Here is a 19,571-nt window from a genome sequence, read left to right on the forward strand (position 1 = left end):
TTTCCTATAAGTCAAAGCAAAGTCGCCATAACGGCGGACCTAATAAGAGCAACCCAATTACAACTGCCGCAATAGCCGCAAGAAGAACAGCGCCAGCCGCGACATCCTTCGCCGCTTTGGCGATTGGATGTATATCGGGGCTGGCTAAGTTCACTGCCTGTTCGATTGCCGTGTTAACCATCTCCGCTGAGATGACGAGGGCGATCGTTAAGATAAGGATTGCCCAGTCTCCTCGCGGCAATGACACCAATAAACCAATGCCGCAGGCTAGCGCCGCGGCAATTAGATGGATTCTCATATGCAATTGCGTCCGAATGGCAAACCGAATGCCTGCATTCGCAACCGATAAGCTATGGAGGAACTTGCGCATTAGCGTGACAAGCCAGCTTGCTGAAGCACAGCTTCCTGCTTCGCCGTCATTTCCGCTTCACTTGCCTCATCCTGATGATCGTAACCGATCAAGTGCAGGAAGCCGTGAACGAATAGGAAGCCGATCTCCCGCTCAAGGGAGTGGCCATACTCTTCGCTTTGGCGCAAAGCCGTCTCGGCCGATATAATGATATCGCCAAGCATGCCGGATATCGGATCCACTTCATCCTCCGATTCCACTTCAAAAATAATGTTAAGCTCGTCCACTCCGTCGTCCTGCATCGCGAAGGAAAGCACATCCGTCGGCCGGTCGATATTGCGGTATTCAAGATTCAGCTTATGAATTTCCTCATCGTCCGTGAAAGTGAGCGTTACCTCTCCTCCTGCGATGCCTTCCTTCTCGCCTGCAATGCGAAGCAACTGCTCCAGCCTGCCGATCCAAACTTCCGGAATTTCTACCTTCTGTTGCTCATTGCTCCAATCGAGCTGCAAGCTCATGACAAACGCTCCTTTGATTTCACATCTTCGGGATACTCAATCCGCGAGTGGAAGATGCCTATAACGCTTTCCTTAAGCGACTGCGCGATTTTGTCCAATTCCTTCAGCGTCAGATCGCACTCGTTGTACTGATTATCGTCAAGTCTGCTTTTAATTATTTTGTGAATCATCGCTTCTATATGCTCAACCGTCGGGTTGCGCAAGCTTCTTACTGCTGCTTCTACGCAATCCGCGATTCCGACAACTGCCGCTTCCTTCGATTGCGCTTTCGGCCCCGGATACCGGAAGTCATCCTCTGTAAATGTCGGTTCGATGCCTTGCTCCTCCGCCTGCTTATATGCTTTATGATAAAAGTATTTAAGCGAAGTCGTACCGTGATGCTGCTCTGCAATATCGCGGATCGGCTTAGGGATATTATGTCCTTTTAGCAGATCTACGCCATCTCTGGCATGCGCCACAATAATCGACTTGCTCAGCTTCGGATCGATCGTATCATGCGGGTTCTCGATATTGGTCTGATTCTCGATGAAATAGTTCGGTCGCTTCGTCTTCCCTATATCGTGGTAGAATGAGCCCACCCTGCATAATAAGCCGTCTGCGCCTATCGCTTCCGCCGCCGCCTCGGACAAGTTGCCGACCATTACGCTATGATGGTAAGTACCCGGCGTCTCGGTAAGGAGCTTCCGCAGCAGCGGATGATTCGGATTCGATAGTTCAACGAGCTTGAGTGCCGATAGAATTCCGAACGTTATCTCGAAGAAAGGCATCAGACCGATAACGAGCACCGCCGTAACAAGTCCGCTCGCGAACGCGAACGCGACTGAATAGATGAATGGCATCCGGTCGAGCTGCTCATTAAGCAGGAGCATCGCAATAACCGACAACGAGCCGAACAAGCTGACCATAATGCCGGCCTTCAAGATCGTAGAGCGCTGACTGGCGCGATGAATCGAGAAGATTGCAGCGAACGATACGGCGATGATGAAGAAGCCGTATTCGAAGTCGAATATTTGATGCTGCGACGTATTCAGTATAATACTGCCCATGATCGCGAACAGGAATGAACTTACGATCGCCAGGTGAATATCCAGCAGCAGTGTAATAAGCATCGTTCCCATCGCCGCCGGGGCGAGAAAACCGACATACGAAGCCGTATCGGTCTGTGTAAGAGCAACGATCTGAATCGTAATAATGTTAATTAGGAATACAAGCCACAGCATAAGCAACTGTGAATTATTGTACTTCGGCTTGATGCCGTTAATGCTGCCGGAATTGTGCAAGTAAGCGTATAGCAGCACGGTGAACATAATCGACATCATCAATAATCCCAGCTGCGGCCAATAGTTTTTCTTTTCCTGCAGCAAAGACGAATCGACTAGCAGTTGATACAGGTCAGGAGTAATCGTCTGTCCGCGCTTGACGATTAGATCGCCTTCCTTGATGACGACAGGCGTCGTATTCTGCTTCGCAAGCGCCTTCGCATCATCGGTCGCCTGCTTGTCGAGAAACTTGTTCGGCATGATGGCGAATCGTGCAACCTCTTGAACGATTTCACGGCTTGTCCGATTCGCCAGAGGGCTCGCATTCACAAGCTCCGCTACCTGCGTACGCGCCGTCTCCGCCTCGCGAAGCTGCTCGACGGACAGCTTGCGCACGATATCGCGTGCAACGTCCCGCATTTCGGCCAGCTCTTCGGACGTCAGATTCGGCATCTTGTAGAACGCTTCTTCTGGAATCGTATATTGCTGATCCTTAGCAACAAGTGACATTTCCTCTAACAGCCCATCATTATACGTGCCCTTGCCTTTATTCGTCTTAATGAAATTGTCAATATAGGCAGAATAACGGCCCGGTATTTCGTTGCGATATATTTCGATCTTGTTTTGCGTCGATACCTGGTCATCCGCATTCAATTGCTCAATCCGAACAAGAATTTGTTCGGCAAGCGCTTCATTGCGAAGCGGAACGATCGAGTAGATCGTATCGATTCGCTCTGCCGCGTCTTCCTCCGCTTGCCGCGTCGCTTTCTCGTCCTTAATCTGGAACGGCGCTTTAATATCTTTCTCGCTTACGGCGCCTTCTTGTATATCATAGGTTTCCGGAACCAAATACGGCGCCAAGCTGAAATAGAACAGCAGGACGAACAAACACAGCAGCACCCACTGCACGGCCGTGCTCTGCTTCCAGCGAGCCGATCCGAGCGACTGCGAGCTGCTTGGCTGTTTATCCGCTTGAGTTTGGTTCATGCAGCACAGTCCTTTCTAGGTTCTGTTCTCAGCATCTGTATTGTAGGCAACAATGATTTTCTGAACTAAGGTATGGCGCACGACATCTTGTTCGGAGAAGATCATGAAGCCGATCTCTTCGATGCCTTGCAAGATTCGACGCGCTTCGATCAGACCGGAGTTTTTGCCCCTAGGCAAATCGATCTGCGTTACATCGCCTGTAATAACCATCTTCGACCCAAAGCCGAGCCTGGTGAGAAACATCTTCATCTGCTCCGGCGTCGTATTCTGGGCTTCATCCAAAATAATAAAAGAATCGTCAAGCGTACGTCCGCGCATATAGGCAAGCGGCGCAATTTCGATAGAGCCGCGCTCAAGCGCTTTCGCCGTCTGGTCAGGACCAAGCACATCATGGAGCGCATCGTATAGCGGACGCAAATAAGGATCCACTTTCTCCTGCAAGTCGCCTGGCAGGAAACCAAGGTTCTCGCCCGCTTCAACAGCTGGACGTGTAAGCACGATGCGCTTCACCGAGCCTTCCTTAAGTGCTGCTACCGCAAGCACAACGGCTAGATACGTCTTACCCGTGCCGGCTGGACCTATGCCGAACACAATATCCCGTTTGCGAATCAACTTGACATAATGGCGCTGACCGATCGTCTTAACTCGGATCGGCCTGCCTTTAAACGTGGTCGTAATTTCCGCTTTGAACAGATCGAGCAGCTCTTCTGCCTGCATCGATCTTGCCAAATCCAGCGCATAGGATACGTCGCGCTCCGACGGTGTATATCCGCCGCGAACGAGCTGCAACAGCACCTGGTACAATTGTTCTAAGGAGTCAACCTCCGCAGATGGGCCGGTTATGACAATTTCTGCTTCCCGTGAAGAAATAGACGATTCAACCTGTTGCTGCACCATACGCAAATACTTATCTTGAGGGCCGAATACGGCTAACCCTTCCGCCGCGTTACCGAGCGGGATCTTTACTGACTTCGTCTCCATTTGCAACAATTCTCAATCTCCCTGTAATTGAACTAATGGCATTTCGGTTACGATAGATTGCTCGACTTCAAAAACAACTTTCATATAAACTTTACCATTGTCTGTCTTTTCATGCAAAACCTTTTCGTCCACAATGACGGCATCGGCTCCCGCTTTATCAATGACCGCAGCCTTCGCTTCCATCAATCCGATTCCTCGCGCGTCAGCTTCAGTGAGCTCTCTTTCCTGGATTTCCGTTTCCATGACCGTTTCCTTCAAACGCCCAATCGGAAGCGTCCAATGACGCCACGCCGTCTTCTCCTCCACACGAATCGTTTCCGATTGCTCGTAGTCATGCCCGCCGAACCCGCTGACTTGCAGAGCACGCGAACCAAGCACAAGATGCCACTTCGTTTTTTTCTCCCCCGTATACACCTTCGCCTTCTGTGTAAGAGGAGCGGCAATGTCGAATTGGTACCAGACGAGCCCTCTGACTACGCCTTTGGCGACGACGGTCTGAGAGTGCATCTCGTTGCCGATCGTTCCCGAGATGAGTGTTTGTCCCTTTTTGACGAACGCATTTTTCTTCACGACAGGTCTGCCTCTCTCGGCAATAATCTGCGTAACGACCGCATCGGCAGATGCGACCAAGTGACGCGGGCTCTGCAGCTCTGGCAGGTCGGGCGACGTCGATTCTACGACTTGGATGACGACCTTAGTCCCTTTCTTCTCTACGCCGATCCACGACGTCCCCGGCAGCTTCGTAACGAGACGCTTGGACAATACGTCGGCATCAGCAAGTTTGAACGACCACTGCAGCGGATACAGCCCCTCTTGCTTGGCAACTGCGCGAATCTGCTCTTCCGTAAGCTTCACGTTGCCTTTCACTTCGACACTCCAGACGAGCGAGGACAATAAGAAAATAATAGCCAGAAACAAAACAATACCCGATGTGAACAGCAATCGCTTCTCCGCTTTTACAAGCCAGAACGGCAATCCTTTCCGCCGAACCACATGCGCGCGGCAGCCTGTCTCTTTTAAATACGCACGAAGTTTGAAATAGTCGCTCACGGATACCTCAAATTGAAGCAAGCCCCCGCTCGTCCAACGTATGGAAGACAGTTCGAGTCCCCCCGTCAACGCTTTATTGACAAGCTGTTCAGGCTTGCCCCCTCGGATATGAACCGTCACGATTCCTTTCATCCACGGTGTGCTCTGCAATTTCACTACTTTCCCCTCCTCGTTCGTCTTCCATGTCCTAAGTCACGGAATTAACTGGATATTGGCTATTTGACCTTCGATGAACACTTCCTCTGTCCAGATCGTCCGTATAACCAGATCGCTGCCCGTTACCTCCAGCTCTCCCTTCGTGAGAGCGAGACGCAGACGATCCGTTGAAAAATGGACGACTCCCCGATGATTCTCGATATATAGTTGGCGATCCCCGATCATTGTCAAGCGGGGAAGGTCGTAGACGACGTCCTGAGGCATATCAAGCAGATCGGCTGTTAGTTTGCGAAATCTCTTTTTCAAGCGACTCATTGTTCGTTCCATGCCCCCTCGATATGATCTATCCCGCCAGCCCTGTTGTTATAAAAGGCCAAACCCGCTTCGATTACACGATGATCTTTTAAAAATATGCTCGGCGGACTGGAAATATGAAGCCTTTAAGACACAACAAAAAGAACGGTAAGTAAGGCATTCTCGCCTCACTTAGCCGTTCTCGAATAATCATATGGCATTAACCGGACTACTTACGGAAGGAACGCTTCGCACGCGGCGGGCCTAATATTTCCGACCAAATTACCGCCCGTCTGATGTCCTCCGCTCGCAATTCCTGCTTTGCATTGCCGCTTATCTGGGTTGAGCGATGCGCCATATTGGCATGAGACGCTCTAGAAGCCTCTGACGCCCGCCTAGCCTCTTCTCGCGCCTTGCGCTCAGCCAAACGTCGTCCCTGCTCCAAATCAGCCTCACGGGCCCTCTGACGCTCTCTCTCTATCGATGCGTGCTGTTCCTCGATCTGACGCCTGCGCTCTTCCTGGAGCTCCTCGGCATGGTTAGATGCCGGCTGTCCGCCGAAGCTGGCCGTTTGCCTCGGCTTACGCTTCTCCTTCGCCTTGCCCATAAATGTTGCTACGAAGCCTAATATAACGACTATCGCAACGATGTTATCGAGCAGGAACTGGAATAGTTGCATCTCTTAACGGCCGTCCTTACCGTCTGCCGGCCCGTCTGTCTTGCTGATCGAACTGCGCATTTGCGTATCGGCCTCAATATTTTTTAGATTCATGTAGTCCATAACGCCGATCTTGCCGCTGCGCAGCGCCTCCGCCATTGCCAAAGGAACCTGCGATTCGGACTCGACGACACGCGCCTCCATTTCGACGACCTTCGCTTTGTTCTCCTGCTCCTGCGCAACCGCCATTGCACGCCGCTCTTCCGCCTTCGCTTGGGCGATCTTCTTGTCGGCCTCAGCTTGCTCGGTTTGCAAATGAGCGCCGATGTTTTTGCCTACGTCTACGTCCGCGATATCGATGGATAAAATTTCGAACGCCGTACCCGCATCAAGTCCTTTGCCAAGCACCGTGCGCGAGATCATATCCGGATTTTCCAAGACGTCCTTATGGGAATTCGCCGAACCTACCGTCGTTACGATACCTTCGCCGACACGGGCGATAATCGTTTCCTCACCCGCACCGCCGACAAGTCGATCAATGTTGGCCCGAACGGTCACTCTGGCTTTAACCTTCACTTCAATACCGTCCTTCGCTACGGCTGCAACGATAGGCGTCTCAATGACGCGCGGATTAACGCTCATTTGAACCGCTTGGAGCACATCGCGGCCCGCAAGGTCAATGGCTGCCGCCCGTTCGAATATTAGCGGAATATTGGCACGCTGCGCTGCGATTAGAGCGTTCACGACGCGGTCTACATTGCCTCCCGCGAGGAAGTGACTCTCTAACTGATTAATATTAAGGCCCAGCCCTGCTTTCGTCGCCTTAATGAGCGGATTGACGATCCGGCTCGGAACAACGCGCCGCAGACGCATTGCGACGAGCGTAATAATGCCGATTCGCACGCCTGAAGCTAGTGCGGATATCCACAGCATAATCGGGAAGAAGCTTAGAAAAACAGATAACAAGACGATAACGACAACTGCAATAATCAAGAACGATACAACAGGATCAAGTGTCATGTATTCAACCTCCAATTCGAATTTGAGCAGTTAGAGACAGCTTACTCTATCCATTCTTTAACAACAACCCATGTGCCCTCTGCTTTTACAACTTTAACTTTGCGGTCAGCAGGAATGAATTCTCCAGCTGTCACGACGTCGACGCGATTATCGCCGATCACGATCGTGCCGGACGGGCGCAGCGGCGTTACTGTAATGCCCTCTAGTCCCAGCAAAGAGTCCTTCGCATCAGCCGATACATAACCGTCTTCCGTTGTCAGCTTGTCGCGCAAAATAAACTTATTCCAAATGCCTTTGGTCTTATACCTTTTCACCACAAAAGCAATAACGAGTACAGCCGCCACAAGTGCGACGACGATGGAGATGAAAGCGGTCATTGGATCGGAAGCCGCAATGACTACGCCTGTAATTAGAGCTGCCGTTCCTAACAGGCCAAGAATACCGAAGCTCGGCACGAAAATTTCAATAACGAGCAGCGCGATGCCGACTATGAACAGCACGACGGATTCGATCCCGGCGAAGCCTGCTACATAATGGCCGAAGAAGTAAAGTCCAAAACCTAGCAAGCCGACTATCCCCGGTACCCCGAAACCAGGCATGAGCAACTCGATAACGATGCCCGCAATGCCAAGCAGAAGCAGAATAGTCATCACAATCGGATTAACTAACCATCTTGCGACATTTTCAGCCAAAGAAGGGTTCACTTCTACGAGTGTTCTTCCATCCAACTGCAACCACTCAACGACGTCGTTCACAGAGCTTGCCGTGTAATCGGAATAACCAACCACTGCCGCTTCGCTTGCCGACAACGTAAGAATATTTCCTTTGAGCTTATCTCTGCCGATCTTGTCAGTCAGCTTCAACTCGACATTCGGATCGACCATTGCCGCTGCAATATCGCCATCCCGTCCATTCAGCTGGGCCGATTCCATCATTTCCTTCACCCAGAACGATACCGTCTTCGGATTGTCGATCAGCTCGCCTGAACCGTTCACGACTGCCGCTGCGCCAATCGTGCTGCCTGGCTGCATCACGATATGCTCCGCATTCAGTGCGATATAGGTCCCGGCCGATACAGCTTTCCCTTCTACGAAAGCGGTTGTCGGAATATCGCTGGACCGAATCATATGCCCGATCTGCTCCGCATTAACGACTTTACCGCCTAAAGTGTTAACTACGAGGATAATATGCTCGGCATTTGCTTCCTCCGCTTCCTTGTAAGCCCTTTCTAGAAAAGATTGAAGTCCTGACTCCACCGTCTGCTTGACCGGTACGATGTAGACAGCAGGCCCGATAGGAGACGTCGTATCCGCTTGCGCTGTTTCCGTCAACCACGGCAACATGCCGGCTATCAGTACAGTCAGCAGCAGCGTTAATATTGAAACGCGGACCGCCTTGTTGCGCCACTTCGAATTGTACAAGATAAGGCTACCCCCTTTTCATTGTMGTATTCCCTACTACGAAATTGTGACGAAATTGTTTCAATTAAAAATATAGGAAAGTGGAAGGTGACAGCCGTTTCACCTTGATACGCGCACATAGCAAAAAACACCCCGGTTAAGGGGTGTTTGCAGTCCGAACATATCGTTATTGCAGAAATTGCTGTACAAACTGATTTACTAGTTTACCGTCAGCACGTCCTTTTGTTTTTGGCAAAAGAGCGCCCATAACTTTCCCCATGTCGGCTTTGGAAGAAGCACCGAGTTCCTGGATGGTCTGCGTTACAATCGCTTTAATCTCTTCTTCAGTCAGCTGCTCGGGAAGGTATTGACTAATAATTTCAATTTCCGCTGCAAGATCCGTAACGAGATCGTCACGGCCGGCCTTCTTAAATTCTTGGAGGGAATCTTTACGTTGTTTGATCTCACGACTTAATATATCAAGCACTTCGGTATCTTCCAAAGGGCGCTTAAGATCGATCTCCAAGTTTTTCATTGCCGCACGCATCATACGAATTGTGGACAACTTAAACTTGTCCTTATCCTTCATCGCTTGCTTCATATCGTCGTTCAATCTTTCGCTCAGGTTCATTGTGGAAGGATCCTCCTAAAACTTTCTCTTACGCGCAGCCTCGGACTTCTTCTTGCGCTTCACGCTTGGCTTTTCATAATGCTTGCGTTTCTTCACCTCAGCTAAAACACCATCTTTAGCGATGGAACGTTTAAAGCGGCGAAGCGCAGCATCAATAGTTTCGTTTTTACGAACTTTAGTTTCAGACACCAGTTTTCCCTCCCTCCGAAACAGACCGTCCAGAGCTTATAACACGGTTTATCAAATTTCATTATATGTCAAACCAAAAGCGAAAGTCAACTTTGGTTATCTGCCAATAATGGGCCAACATTCTTGCCGCCTAACAGATGGACATGAAGATGAAAAAAGGTCTGACCGCCGTCTGCGTTTACGTTGTTAATTAACCGATAGCCAGACTCTGCTATTCCTAGCTCCTTCGCAATGAAGCGGGCAGCCTTGAATATTTCAGCTATCACGGCATCGTCTTCTTCGGTAACGTCATTCATCGTCGCAATATGCTTCTTCGGAATGATTATGATATGTACGGGCGCTGCAGGTGCGATATCACGGAATGCAAGAACTGAGTCGCTTTCATACACTTTCGTCGACGGAACTGTTCCTTCAACGATTTTGCAAAAAAGACAATCCATTTGAATTCACCCCTTTGCGACCGTATTTACTCTACTATCATAACGAAAAATAGAGTCTTCGTCCAATCCAACGTGAAAACGGTGCAAAGGAGGTGTCGATTTTGATTTATTGCTGCTTGATTACTTGCTCCATTTTCTTCGCGATATCCAGCCATTCAAGTCCGCTTGCAAGCCGAATCGACGCTGCCCGATTCTCGCCGATCGCGTAATTGAAGCCGCCAAGCGCTTGCTCCATCTCCTCGAAATCAGCCTTAAGCGCAGCAAGCTGCTCTTGATCATTATCGCTTAGCCTTCCTTCCTGATGGGCAATTCCCGTCAGCTTGGCAGCCGCAGCGTTGATATACGCTTCCGCTTCCTCTGCTCCGCTTGCGGCATCAGACTCAGACAGCCCTCCCGCTTCGGTCATCAGCTCGCTGACCGCATAGCCAACCGCAGCTGCCCGGCCGATCTGATAGGCAAGTTCGTAACGGTCTGCTTGAGTGGAGCTCTGCGCTAGCCCATCAATCACTTTGATCATTTCTTGCGCGTATAAACGTGATTCCGTCAGCTTCTCAACAACTGTTTGTCCAAACTCGTAATTGTTCTGCTGCTTGTTCTGCAAATATTGTGAATATAAAAACACGTTGCCGATCAAGCTGAATACGAGCAGGACAAGCGTAATGGGCAATGCGATCGGACGTTTGCCCGCGTTCTGCTTCTCCATTGCTTCAGCACTCCTTTTCACTGTTAACCTCGAACCTCTAACCCCTAATCCTAACCGATGTGCCGCCATCGAAGAAAAACACATAGCTTTCGTCAATATGTCTTCCCAATACCGCCTCAATCGCTTCAGCATACAGCTCAAGCTGGAAACGATGACGCTCGGCAGCAAGATCCCAGTCCTTCATGTAGATGCGGTCAGTCTTGTAATCAAGCAGGACAACACCGTTCTCATCTTCGAATAAACAGTCGATAACGCCTTGAATCAATATCGGCTCGGCCGCAAGCGTATCTCCAGATCCTGGATAGACGCGATTCGCCGGGAACATACAGCTGAACGGAACCTCTCGTCTAACCCACTGCGCGCCGCGAAGCCTTTCACCAAGCTTACTCTTAAAGAATGCTGCTACAGCATCCAAATCAATTGCTTCTGCATGCTTTACTGACAATAACCGCTTATCTATCATCGAATCGAGCGTGTTCTGCAACTGCTCCCGATCTGCTGGCGCCGTGAGCGACACATGCTGCATAAGCAGATGGTTCGCCGATCCTTTCTCGGCTGCAGTTAAGGCGATTTCCTCCATGAAGGCGGGCCTGCGAAGCCTGAACGTATAGCTGCCGCTGGCGGTCTCAGAAGTCGGACTAACCTGCGATGATGATCGGCTGTCTGATCCCGTTTGCGGTTGTCCTTCTTCCCATGTATGATGTTCGGCGGCCGCTTCTTCAGGCATTTCCGCATATAGACGTTTCATCTCGGTCACCGATGTTTTCGCAGCAATTCTTGACGCTTCTTGGTGCGGATACTCCCACTCCAAGCGGCTGCGAAGCTGCTCATCGACTGCCGCGTCCTCAAGCAGGGCGAGCGAGGCTACAGCTTGCAGCCGTTCTTCCTTCTCGGCACCAAGCTCATGTTGTTCGGCAGCGGCTGCCGCTTCCATGCCGAGCATCGACGCCGGCACGATGCCGCTCCTCCATTCCAGTACGGACGCGCTGCGTTCATCCTCGGCATCCGATAACGATAACTGCATCTGGCTTGCTGCAAGCGGACCTAACCAATCCATGAACGAACGAGCCGAAGCGATTCGGAAATCGGATAACTGTCCTTCCGCATCTATTGAGGTCAGCCAGCGCTTAAGCTTGGCTTCGGCGTCTGAAACGGTGCCGACAAGAAACATTTTCTCCTTCGGACGCGTTAAGGCGACGTATAGAATACGCATTTCCTCCGCTAGCATCTCCATGCGCATCGTACGTCTAATGGACAGATTGGATAATGACGGATAGCTGATGCGCAGCTCCGTATCGACGACACGAGGGCCGAAGCCAAGCTGCTTGTGCATGAGGAAGGAGCTGCGAATATCTTGCTGATTGAACATCTTCCCAAGCCCAGCAACGAATACAATCGGGAATTCAAGTCCTTTACTCTTATGAATGGACATAATTCTTACGACATCTTCCTGTTCGCCCAGCGCTCTTGCCGTACCTAAGTCGCCGCCGCTGTCCTTCATTCGTTCGATGAAGCGGAGGAAACGAAACAGACCTCGGAATGAAGTCGCCTCATACTGGCGCGCGCGGTCATGAAGCGCTCGCAAGTTAGCTTGGCGCTGAACGCCTCCCGGCAAGCCGCCGACAAAATCAAAGTAGCCGGTCTCCCGATAAATATCCCATAACAAATCCGCAAGCGAACCTTGTCTCGCTTCATTGCGCCATCTATCAAGACGAATAAGAAAGCCATTCAGCTTGCGTCTCGTTTCTTCGTCCAGACGGCCGTCAACAGCCGCCCGAAGAACCGCGTCGTAATAAGTGGAGCCAGGAGATGGAATGCGGATGTTCGCTAGCTCCTCCGCCTGAAGCGAGAAGAGCGGTGATCGAAGCGCGGCGGCCAGCGGAATATCCTGATACGGATTGTCGATGACCCGCAGCATGGAGAGCATCGTCTCCACCTCCGTTGCATCGAAGTAGCCGCTGCTAAGCTCCGCATAAGCGGGAATGCCTGCCGCTTGCAGCTCCTCAATGATGATCGGAGCCCACTGCTGTGTCGCCCGAAGCAGGATAACGATGTCGCGCCACTGCATCGGCCTGTTCACGCGGTTTTTGCCGTCGTAGACGTTAAAGCCGTTATCCAGCATAGAACGAATCTGTTCGGCAATCCATCTCGCTTCAAGCTGAGCCGTCTTAAGCTCTTGCGTGTTATCTATGGCAACCGCTCCGCCGGCCGCTTCATCATCAGATTCATCCTCTGCTGCCGATGAGTAGACGCTTTCTCCGGTTTCGTCCTCGCTGTCCTCCTGATCTCCGCCTTTGCCTTTGTCCAACACGGCGAATTGAATTTGGAAAGCATTCGATGATTGCAATGGAGGCGGCGGATAAGATGCTCCGCATACGAGCTCAGCCCGGCGGTCATAATCCATCTCGGCCACGTTCTCTCGCATGATGGAACGGAATACGTCATTAACGCCGTCCACGACTTCGGATCGGCTGCGGAAGTTACGAGCGAGGTCAATGCGCAGCCCTTGCTCCGCATTCGCAATACCGGCAGCCTCAAGCTCCTTCCTTGTCGCGTAAGATTTGTATTTCCGCAAGAACAAGGTAGGATCGGCAAGACGGAATCGATAGATGCTCTGCTTCACGTCGCCAACCATGAACCGATTGCCGCTCCMTGCTCGTTCAATCAGCGAAACGATCGCTTCCTGCACCATGTTCGTATCTTGATACTCATCCAGCAATATTTCGTCGAATTGCTGCTGGAACTCGATCGCGGCAATCGAAGGCTTCAGCTCGCCCGGCGTCGAGCTCGGATCACGAAGTATCCGCAGGCAATAATGCTCCAAATCGCCGAAATCCAGCAGCCCTTTCGCTCTCTTGGCCGCTTCATAACCTTCACCAAATGCAATAACCAGTTCTGCCAGCGTCGCCATTAACGGCGCCAGCTCCTGCAACTCCCCGAGAAACTGTTCGGCGTCCCGTCCGAATAATTCGGCTGCCAGCCCGGCTATAAGCTTCTTCGCTTGATCGCGAAGCGCCTTCGCCTGCTCTTGGAGGTCCTTGTTATATTCGTCGCCGCGCATCGCCTTCAGCTTGCCGAACTGTGCCGTCTGGAACGGCTCAGACCAGTTCTCCCAGCCCTGCGCCTTCACGCTTGCAATCAATTGCTCTACGAGCTGAAAATCTTCTTCGAAGGTAGCCGCATATGGCGAAGGACCTCCTGGCTGACGCGTTAAATCCATCGCCTGCAGCAGCAGCGAAGCCGCCCCTTCCAACGTTAGAAGTACATGGCCCGACAATCTCTTCACCCATTCGCTCTCGCCGAGCTCAGCGGTATCGTTAAGCTCAAATGCCGCGGCAGTCTGACTCAGCCAATAGGAAGGCCAAGGATGGCTTTGCGCAAAATCATACAGCTGCTGCACAAGGCGGTAGAGCGGCTCATCTCCGCGCTCGCCGCCGAATTTGTCGGCAAGCTTCAGAAAAGCACCGTTATCGCCCGGCGACTCGTATTTGCGCTCGAACAGCTGGTCTAGAACGTCGAGACGCATGAGCTCGCTTTCCGTTTCATTCGCAATTCGAAAACCCGGATCTAGACCGATTAATGGATAATAGCGGCGGATGACATCTAGACAGAAAGAGTGCAATGTCGTAATCGAAGCGCGGTTCATGAGGGCAAGCTGCTTGCGCAAATGCTCCGAATCCGGCTTACGCTCCAACTCTTTCTCAAGCGCAATGCGGATACGATCCTTCATCTCTGCCGCTGCGGCCTTCGTGAAGGTAGCCACGAGCAATCGGTCAACGTCGCTATTAGCCGATATTTTGCGAATAATCCTCTCAACAAGGACGGCAGTCTTGCCCGAGCCGGCAGCAGCGGCGACAAGCACGTTAGAGCCGCTCGTCACGATCGCATCCCACTGATCGTCCGTCCAAGTGCTGTTCGCAGGTTTTGGTTGTTGTACAGTTGCTGTCATCGGTGCCGTCACTCCTTCTCGAGCTGCTGCCATATTTCATCCTTGCCTGGCTTGTTCAGCTTTCTGTATTCATTGCCTTCGAACAGCGTGTCAAATTGGCATACCGCTTTATAATCGCAATATTGGCAAGGGGATTTCGCCCCCATCCGATAGGGCTCAATCGATACTTTGCCTCCCTGAATCGACTCTCCGATACGGGCAATCTCACCGCGAACGGATCGGCGAAGCTTGTCCCATTGATCATTCGTTACGACCGACGAGCTGCTGTAGAAGCTTCCGTCACGCTTAAGCGCTACAGGAAGAAGCTCCGAGTAACCGGTTTCCAGCTCGTCATCCATCAGTCTGACCGTCTCCGCATGCGCGGTGACGAGACCTCGCATTTTGAACCGCTTAAGCAGCTGTCCGCTTGCTTCAGCTTTTCCAATTCCGTTAGGCAGTGTCAGCACCGGATTATGCACATGGAAATAAAGTACGCCTGCCGGGGAAGCTTCCTGTCCAAGCCATACCGAGGAATGGGTAACGAGCACGTCGAGATACGTCAGCATTTGCAGAGACAAGCCGTGAATGACTTCCTCCAGCTTCAAGTGTGTTGCGCTGGATTTGTAGTCAAGAACGCGCAGCAGCAAGCCGTCATCCGTCTGAGCAGCATCGACGCGGTCAATCCTTCCAATGATCTCAATCTCGCCGCCGGCAGGCAGCGGAATGATAAGTGAAGGCAGAGTGCCATCTGGTCCAAAATCAATTTCCGTGCCTACTGGCTGGAACTGCGCTCTTCTTGCATGCTCACCTAGCATGGCTGCCGCTTGTCCTACGATTTCCTTCAGCTTCCGCGCTATATACTGGAAGCGTCCGCTGCTAAGCAATATCTGCGATTGAAGCTTCGGAATCAGCTCATCGACAGTCTGATCTGCCGCTGCCTTAATTTCCGCAGGCGGCATCGCTCCCCATTTGCCTCCGAGTCCGCTAGCCATCCGGCTAAGCGCGGCATGGAACAGTTGTCCCACATCGGGCGCTGCGAGTCTGTACATCCGTCTCTCGCGCAGCTTCAAACCGTGAATGGCGAAGTGTTGGAACGGACAAGCGACGAAACGTTCCATTCGCGAGACGCTTACCTTAAGCCGTTCGCCATACAACTCTCTTGCGGTTTCCTGACGAATATATAACTCCTGATTAATATAGCCTAGCGACGAGACGAGCCCTTCAAGCTTATGCTGCCATTCCGGCCGAACCGCGAACCAGTTGTAGATGTCCCACCAAAACGGAGCAATACGGCCTTCCTGCCGGTAATCCCGAAGCGCAGCAATCAAATAAGATAAGGCCCGTTGCGGATGTGCAATGAATCGGCGCTGCTCCTCGTCGGACAAGGCTGCTGACGGCTGCGCCGCCGAAGCGTCAATAGGTATGCCGGGAAACAGCTGCCTCATATGCCGCACAATCTCCGAAGGGAGCAAGCTCTTGCCCTCCTCGTCCGCCTGCGCCCAGCTAAGCCACAGGTGCCGGCTTGGCGTCGTTAAAGCGTTGTAGATCATGAAGCGCTCGTCCAGTAATCGGCGTCTGACGCCAGGCGCCATCGGGGTGCCATCCTCGGCAAGCTGTTCCCGCTCCGCCTCGGTCAAAATACCGTCTTCCTTCACACGCATCGGCACAACGCCATCGTTAGCGCCTAATACATAACAAACCCCTACATGTCCGGATCGTGTCCGATCCATGCTGCCTATCAGCACCTGATCGAGCGCAGGCGGAACAGAAGCCAGCTTCAAGCTGTCCAATCCCGCTTCTACCATGCCAGCGAACAGCTCCGGTGTAACCTGTTGCCCTCCGGCAAGCTCGACAAGCTGATCGAGCAGCAGCATGACGCCGTCCCAAAGCTGTCGGTGGCTTCTGGCCCGCTGGACATTGCCGGCTTCCGTATCTTGCCTGCTCCAACGTTCCAACTTATCAGCGGCATCGATATGGTCAAGCAATCGGTACAGCGCCTCGCACATCGCTTGCACGTTATCCGCTTTGGCTAACGCCTCGCCGAAACGGCGAAGCGGAGGCACAACCGCTTCTCTGGCTGCGAAGACGATGTCGAATTCGCGCTGCTGCTTCTCGCTAATCTTTGTCTCCATATCGGAATCGTCATCCAGCGACTGCTGAACGAGAGGCTGCCAGCGCTTCCGGTCAAGCCACTTCCACCCGTCAATGCCGGCCGCGAGCGCATAATTCTCCAATAAGTCGAACCATTCTCTCGGAAGGCTGTCCTCAATAGGGAACAGCATTTCCGTCTTAATGCACCGAAATACGGCATCATAACGCCAGCCGAACAGCACCGTTTCCAAGGCAGAGCGAATGAACTCAACGAGCGGATGATGAAGCGCCTTCTGCTTCTGATCTACGAAGAAGGGAATGCCGTAATCGGCAAAAATAAGTCCGATATAATCCGAATAATCTTCCGCATTACGAACCATAACAGCCATATCGCGCCATCTCAGCTGCTCTGTTCTTGCTCTTCTAACCATATCTCTAGCTACTGCTTCTACCTCTGCCCGCCTGTTCACGGCCGCATGCAAAGACAAGCCGCAATGTTCGTGCTCGGCTTGCAGTAACGTCTTACCTTGCAGTAACATCGGTACGCGATCGCCGTAATGCTTCTCGATATGAGCCAGCATCGGGCTGCCGCTGAATCGGCCCAGCTTCGTATCTCCGAGCAGCACAGGAGGCAGCACTTCTACATCGTTAGCAACCGCGAGTTCCATCAGCTTGTTATAAGTCTCTGCCGTCGGATGGAACAGTTCAAGCTCATGAGGTTGCTCTCCGTTAGCATAGGGACGATCCAAAGTTAGCGATATCGTTATGCTCGCACCGGATGCGAGCAGCGCCCCCAGCGCTTCATATTCCGTTGGCGTGAAGCCGTAGAAGCCGTCGATCCATATCTCAGCACCGCGCATCGACGGCGCATCGGCGAACCCTTGACGCAAATAATACAAATAATCCTCTGCGTCGATATATTTGCCGGCAAGCTCTTGCTCCATCTGCCCATACACCAGTTGGAGATCATGCAGCTTGCGCTTAAGCAGTTCCGAGTGCTCGCTTGAAGGCTCACTCATATTGCGCTTTAATTGCTCGGAGTCGACGCCATAACGTTTCCACTCCGTCAGCAGCTCGGCAAGCCGATCAATAAAGCCGGGCTGCTCAGCGCCGCTCTGAAACAGCTTAAGCTGCGAACCAAACTTATGAACGATCTTGTATAGAAGCATATGCTTGCCCGTATCATTAATCGGCACAAGAGACGTCCCGCCGGTCTCCTGCATAACGCGGAAAGCAAGTCGGCGAAAGCTCAGCGCTTGCGCCCTGATCGTACCGTTCAAATCGCTATCCTGGAGGAGTGCGTATTCGGTTTGGAATGTTGCCTGTTCCGGCACAAGCATTATAAGAGGTCCGCCGTCAGGCTTCTCCTTAAGCCTGTCGCGAATTTCATTAAGGCAGCAGGTCGTCTTGCCTGCTCCCGATCGACCGATGACATAGCGCAGCGACATAACCCATTCTCCCCTTCTCCCACACCTTGTTTACTTTCGTACTTTCTAGCTTACTTGCTTCTAACCTCGAATACGGCGAACTTCAAGTAATGTCCTTCGCTTACACCGAGAAGCTGGGGATGATCCTTGCCTGCAGCGCGCCACTCGATTAATCGCAGCAGCTTGCCAGCATCGGCAGCGGCATCTTGGATCGTCTCCAAGAACAGCTCCGGCTTCATATGATAAGAGCAGCTAGCCGTTACAAGATATCCGCCTTCGTTAACGAGCTTCATCCCTTGCAGGTTAATATCCTTATAACCGCGTATTGCCCCAGGCACCGCGCTCTTCGTCTTCGCGAAGGCCGGCGGATCGAGAATGACGACATCCCATGATCGTCCTGCACTCGCAAGCGGCTTCGACGTGTCAACGCCTCCGCTGCCGCGTTGCTTGCGTTCATCCAGCCCCTTCACCTGCGAGCGCAAATAATCGAACGCATCCGCAACGACGAACTCGACCCGATCGGTGAAACCGTTGCGCTCCGCATTACGACGCGCGGTATCGATCGCATGCTCCGAAATATCCAGGCAAGTGACCTTCTTCGCTCCGTACTTGCATGCGTGAAGCGTGAAGCTGCCCGTGTGGGCAAAACATTCCAGTACCGTGGCACCGTCCCAATAGGGAAATGTCACAACTTTGCCGTTCGCATTAACCGGAACAAGACGGTCTTGTCCGCCATCAGAACCCTCATTCTTCAAGGACGGATCAGACTGCAAATGAATGCCGCTGCGGGCACCCCAGCCTTTCATGAGGGGTGCAATGGAAGCGCGATTCTCTCGTTGGTCGAAGAAATACCCCGTCTTCTGACCTTCGACAATATCTACCTCGACTTTGAGTCCGTTTTCTACAATTTCCACGATAGCTGGGCAATCACCGTACAAGACGCCTGTCCGCTCCTCAAGCCCCTCTAGCACGCGTACGCCCACATCGCTGCGTTCATAAATACCTTTGGGCTGGAACACGGCAACCAGTTGTTCTACAATGGTTTCTCTGCGTGCGTCCATTCCAAGCGTCAGCACTTGAATGACGAGTACGCCTCCAAATCGATCGACAACGAGTCCCGGCAGGTAATCAGCTTCGCCATAGACGAGTCTGCAATCGGAATCGGTCACGAACCGAGCGCGATGCTCCTTGCATTGCTCGAATCGGCTGCGGAAGTATGAGCCGTCCATTTCCTCCATCGGCGAATAAGATACAATCCTAACGGTAATCTGCGATTTAGGATTCCAATAGCCCGACGCCAAATACCGCCCTTGATGGTTCACGACATCGACCAGATCCCCTGCTTTCGCCTCACCCTCCAAGCGATCGATTTCACTTGCGTAAATCCACGGATGGCCTTGCTCCAACCTCTTTTTGCGCGATTTCAGTAGAAAAAGTTTTGCATTACCCATTTTTCTTAACGCCCTCTCTGCTCATAGCTTGTCATGCTT

16 protein-coding genes are annotated in these 19,571 nt (G+C 52.1%); all 16 read right to left on the minus strand.

The genetic code is table 11. The annotated features are described in order from the left end of the window. Positions 1-4: 4 nt before the first annotated feature. Complete coding sequence (locus AC1DF0_RS15120) at positions 5-370, minus strand: diacylglycerol kinase family protein (protein WP_477574502.1); 366 nt, start codon at positions 368-370, stop codon at positions 5-7. Continuing rightward, positions 370-867 carry an rRNA maturation RNase YbeY gene (ybeY, locus tag AC1DF0_RS15125; protein WP_442051712.1) on the minus strand — a complete coding sequence of 166 codons (498 nt, stop codon included), beginning with the start codon at positions 865-867 and terminating at the stop codon, positions 370-372. The genes AC1DF0_RS15120 and ybeY overlap by 1 nt, the downstream gene beginning before the upstream one ends. Further along, positions 864-3,113, minus strand: a complete 2,250-nt coding sequence (locus tag AC1DF0_RS15130) for an HD family phosphohydrolase (RefSeq protein WP_477574503.1) — start codon at positions 3,111-3,113, stop codon at positions 864-866. The genes ybeY and AC1DF0_RS15130 overlap by 4 nt, the downstream gene beginning before the upstream one ends. Positions 3,114-3,128: 15 nt before the next feature. Continuing rightward, positions 3,129-4,094: a PhoH family protein gene (locus AC1DF0_RS15135; protein WP_442051722.1), complete on the minus strand. Its 966-nt coding sequence runs from the start codon at positions 4,092-4,094 to the stop codon at positions 3,129-3,131. A gap of 12 nt (positions 4,095-4,106) precedes the next feature. Continuing rightward, positions 4,107-5,300, minus strand: coding sequence for a sporulation protein YqfD (gene yqfD / locus AC1DF0_RS15140; RefSeq protein WP_477574504.1), 1,194 nt, complete (start codon positions 5,298-5,300; stop codon positions 4,107-4,109). Positions 5,301-5,336: 36 nt separating this feature from the next. Beyond that, a complete protein-coding gene (gene yqfC, locus AC1DF0_RS15145) occupies positions 5,337-5,615 on the minus strand; it encodes a sporulation protein YqfC (RefSeq protein ID WP_337101604.1) in 279 nt (92 codons plus the stop codon). A 208-nt stretch (positions 5,616-5,823) separates the two neighbouring features. Beyond that, complete coding sequence (locus tag AC1DF0_RS15150) at positions 5,824-6,273, minus strand: hypothetical protein (protein WP_477574505.1); 450 nt, start codon at positions 6,271-6,273, stop codon at positions 5,824-5,826. Between the two features lie 3 nt (positions 6,274-6,276). Continuing rightward, complete coding sequence (gene floA / locus AC1DF0_RS15155) at positions 6,277-7,272, minus strand: flotillin-like protein FloA (RefSeq protein ID WP_477574506.1); 996 nt, start codon at positions 7,270-7,272, stop codon at positions 6,277-6,279. Positions 7,273-7,313: 41 nt separating this feature from the next. Further along, positions 7,314-8,693 (minus strand): NfeD family protein, encoded by a 1,380-nt coding sequence (locus tag AC1DF0_RS15160; RefSeq protein ID WP_477574507.1) that lies wholly within the window; start codon positions 8,691-8,693, stop codon positions 7,314-7,316. A gap of 166 nt (positions 8,694-8,859) precedes the next feature. Further along, positions 8,860-9,303, minus strand: coding sequence for a GatB/YqeY domain-containing protein (locus tag AC1DF0_RS15165; protein ID WP_307201876.1), 444 nt, complete (start codon positions 9,301-9,303; stop codon positions 8,860-8,862). 15 nt (positions 9,304-9,318) lie between these two features. Continuing rightward, entirely contained in the window at positions 9,319-9,492 is a 174-nt protein-coding gene (gene rpsU / locus AC1DF0_RS15170; protein WP_005547957.1) for a 30S ribosomal protein S21, read from the minus strand. A gap of 86 nt (positions 9,493-9,578) precedes the next feature. Continuing rightward, positions 9,579-9,932 carry a histidine triad nucleotide-binding protein gene (locus AC1DF0_RS15175; protein ID WP_477574508.1) on the minus strand — a complete coding sequence of 118 codons (354 nt, stop codon included), beginning with the start codon at positions 9,930-9,932 and terminating at the stop codon, positions 9,579-9,581. A gap of 106 nt (positions 9,933-10,038) precedes the next feature. Further along, positions 10,039-10,635 carry a hypothetical protein gene (locus tag AC1DF0_RS15180; RefSeq protein ID WP_442051704.1) on the minus strand — a complete coding sequence of 199 codons (597 nt, stop codon included), beginning with the start codon at positions 10,633-10,635 and terminating at the stop codon, positions 10,039-10,041. A 37-nt stretch (positions 10,636-10,672) separates the two neighbouring features. Next, complete coding sequence (addA, locus tag AC1DF0_RS15185; protein ID WP_477574509.1) at positions 10,673-14,584, minus strand: helicase-exonuclease AddAB subunit AddA; 3,912 nt, start codon at positions 14,582-14,584, stop codon at positions 10,673-10,675. 8 nt (positions 14,585-14,592) lie between these two features. Beyond that, positions 14,593-18,102, minus strand: coding sequence for a helicase-exonuclease AddAB subunit AddB (addB, locus tag AC1DF0_RS15190; RefSeq protein WP_477574510.1), 3,510 nt, complete (start codon positions 18,100-18,102; stop codon positions 14,593-14,595). A gap of 50 nt (positions 18,103-18,152) precedes the next feature. Next, complete coding sequence (locus AC1DF0_RS15195) at positions 18,153-19,532, minus strand: class I SAM-dependent rRNA methyltransferase (RefSeq protein WP_477574511.1); 1,380 nt, start codon at positions 19,530-19,532, stop codon at positions 18,153-18,155. Positions 19,533-19,571 lie beyond the last annotated feature (39 nt).

It is taken from the genome of Paenibacillus sp. 05T425, assembly GCF_056396205.1.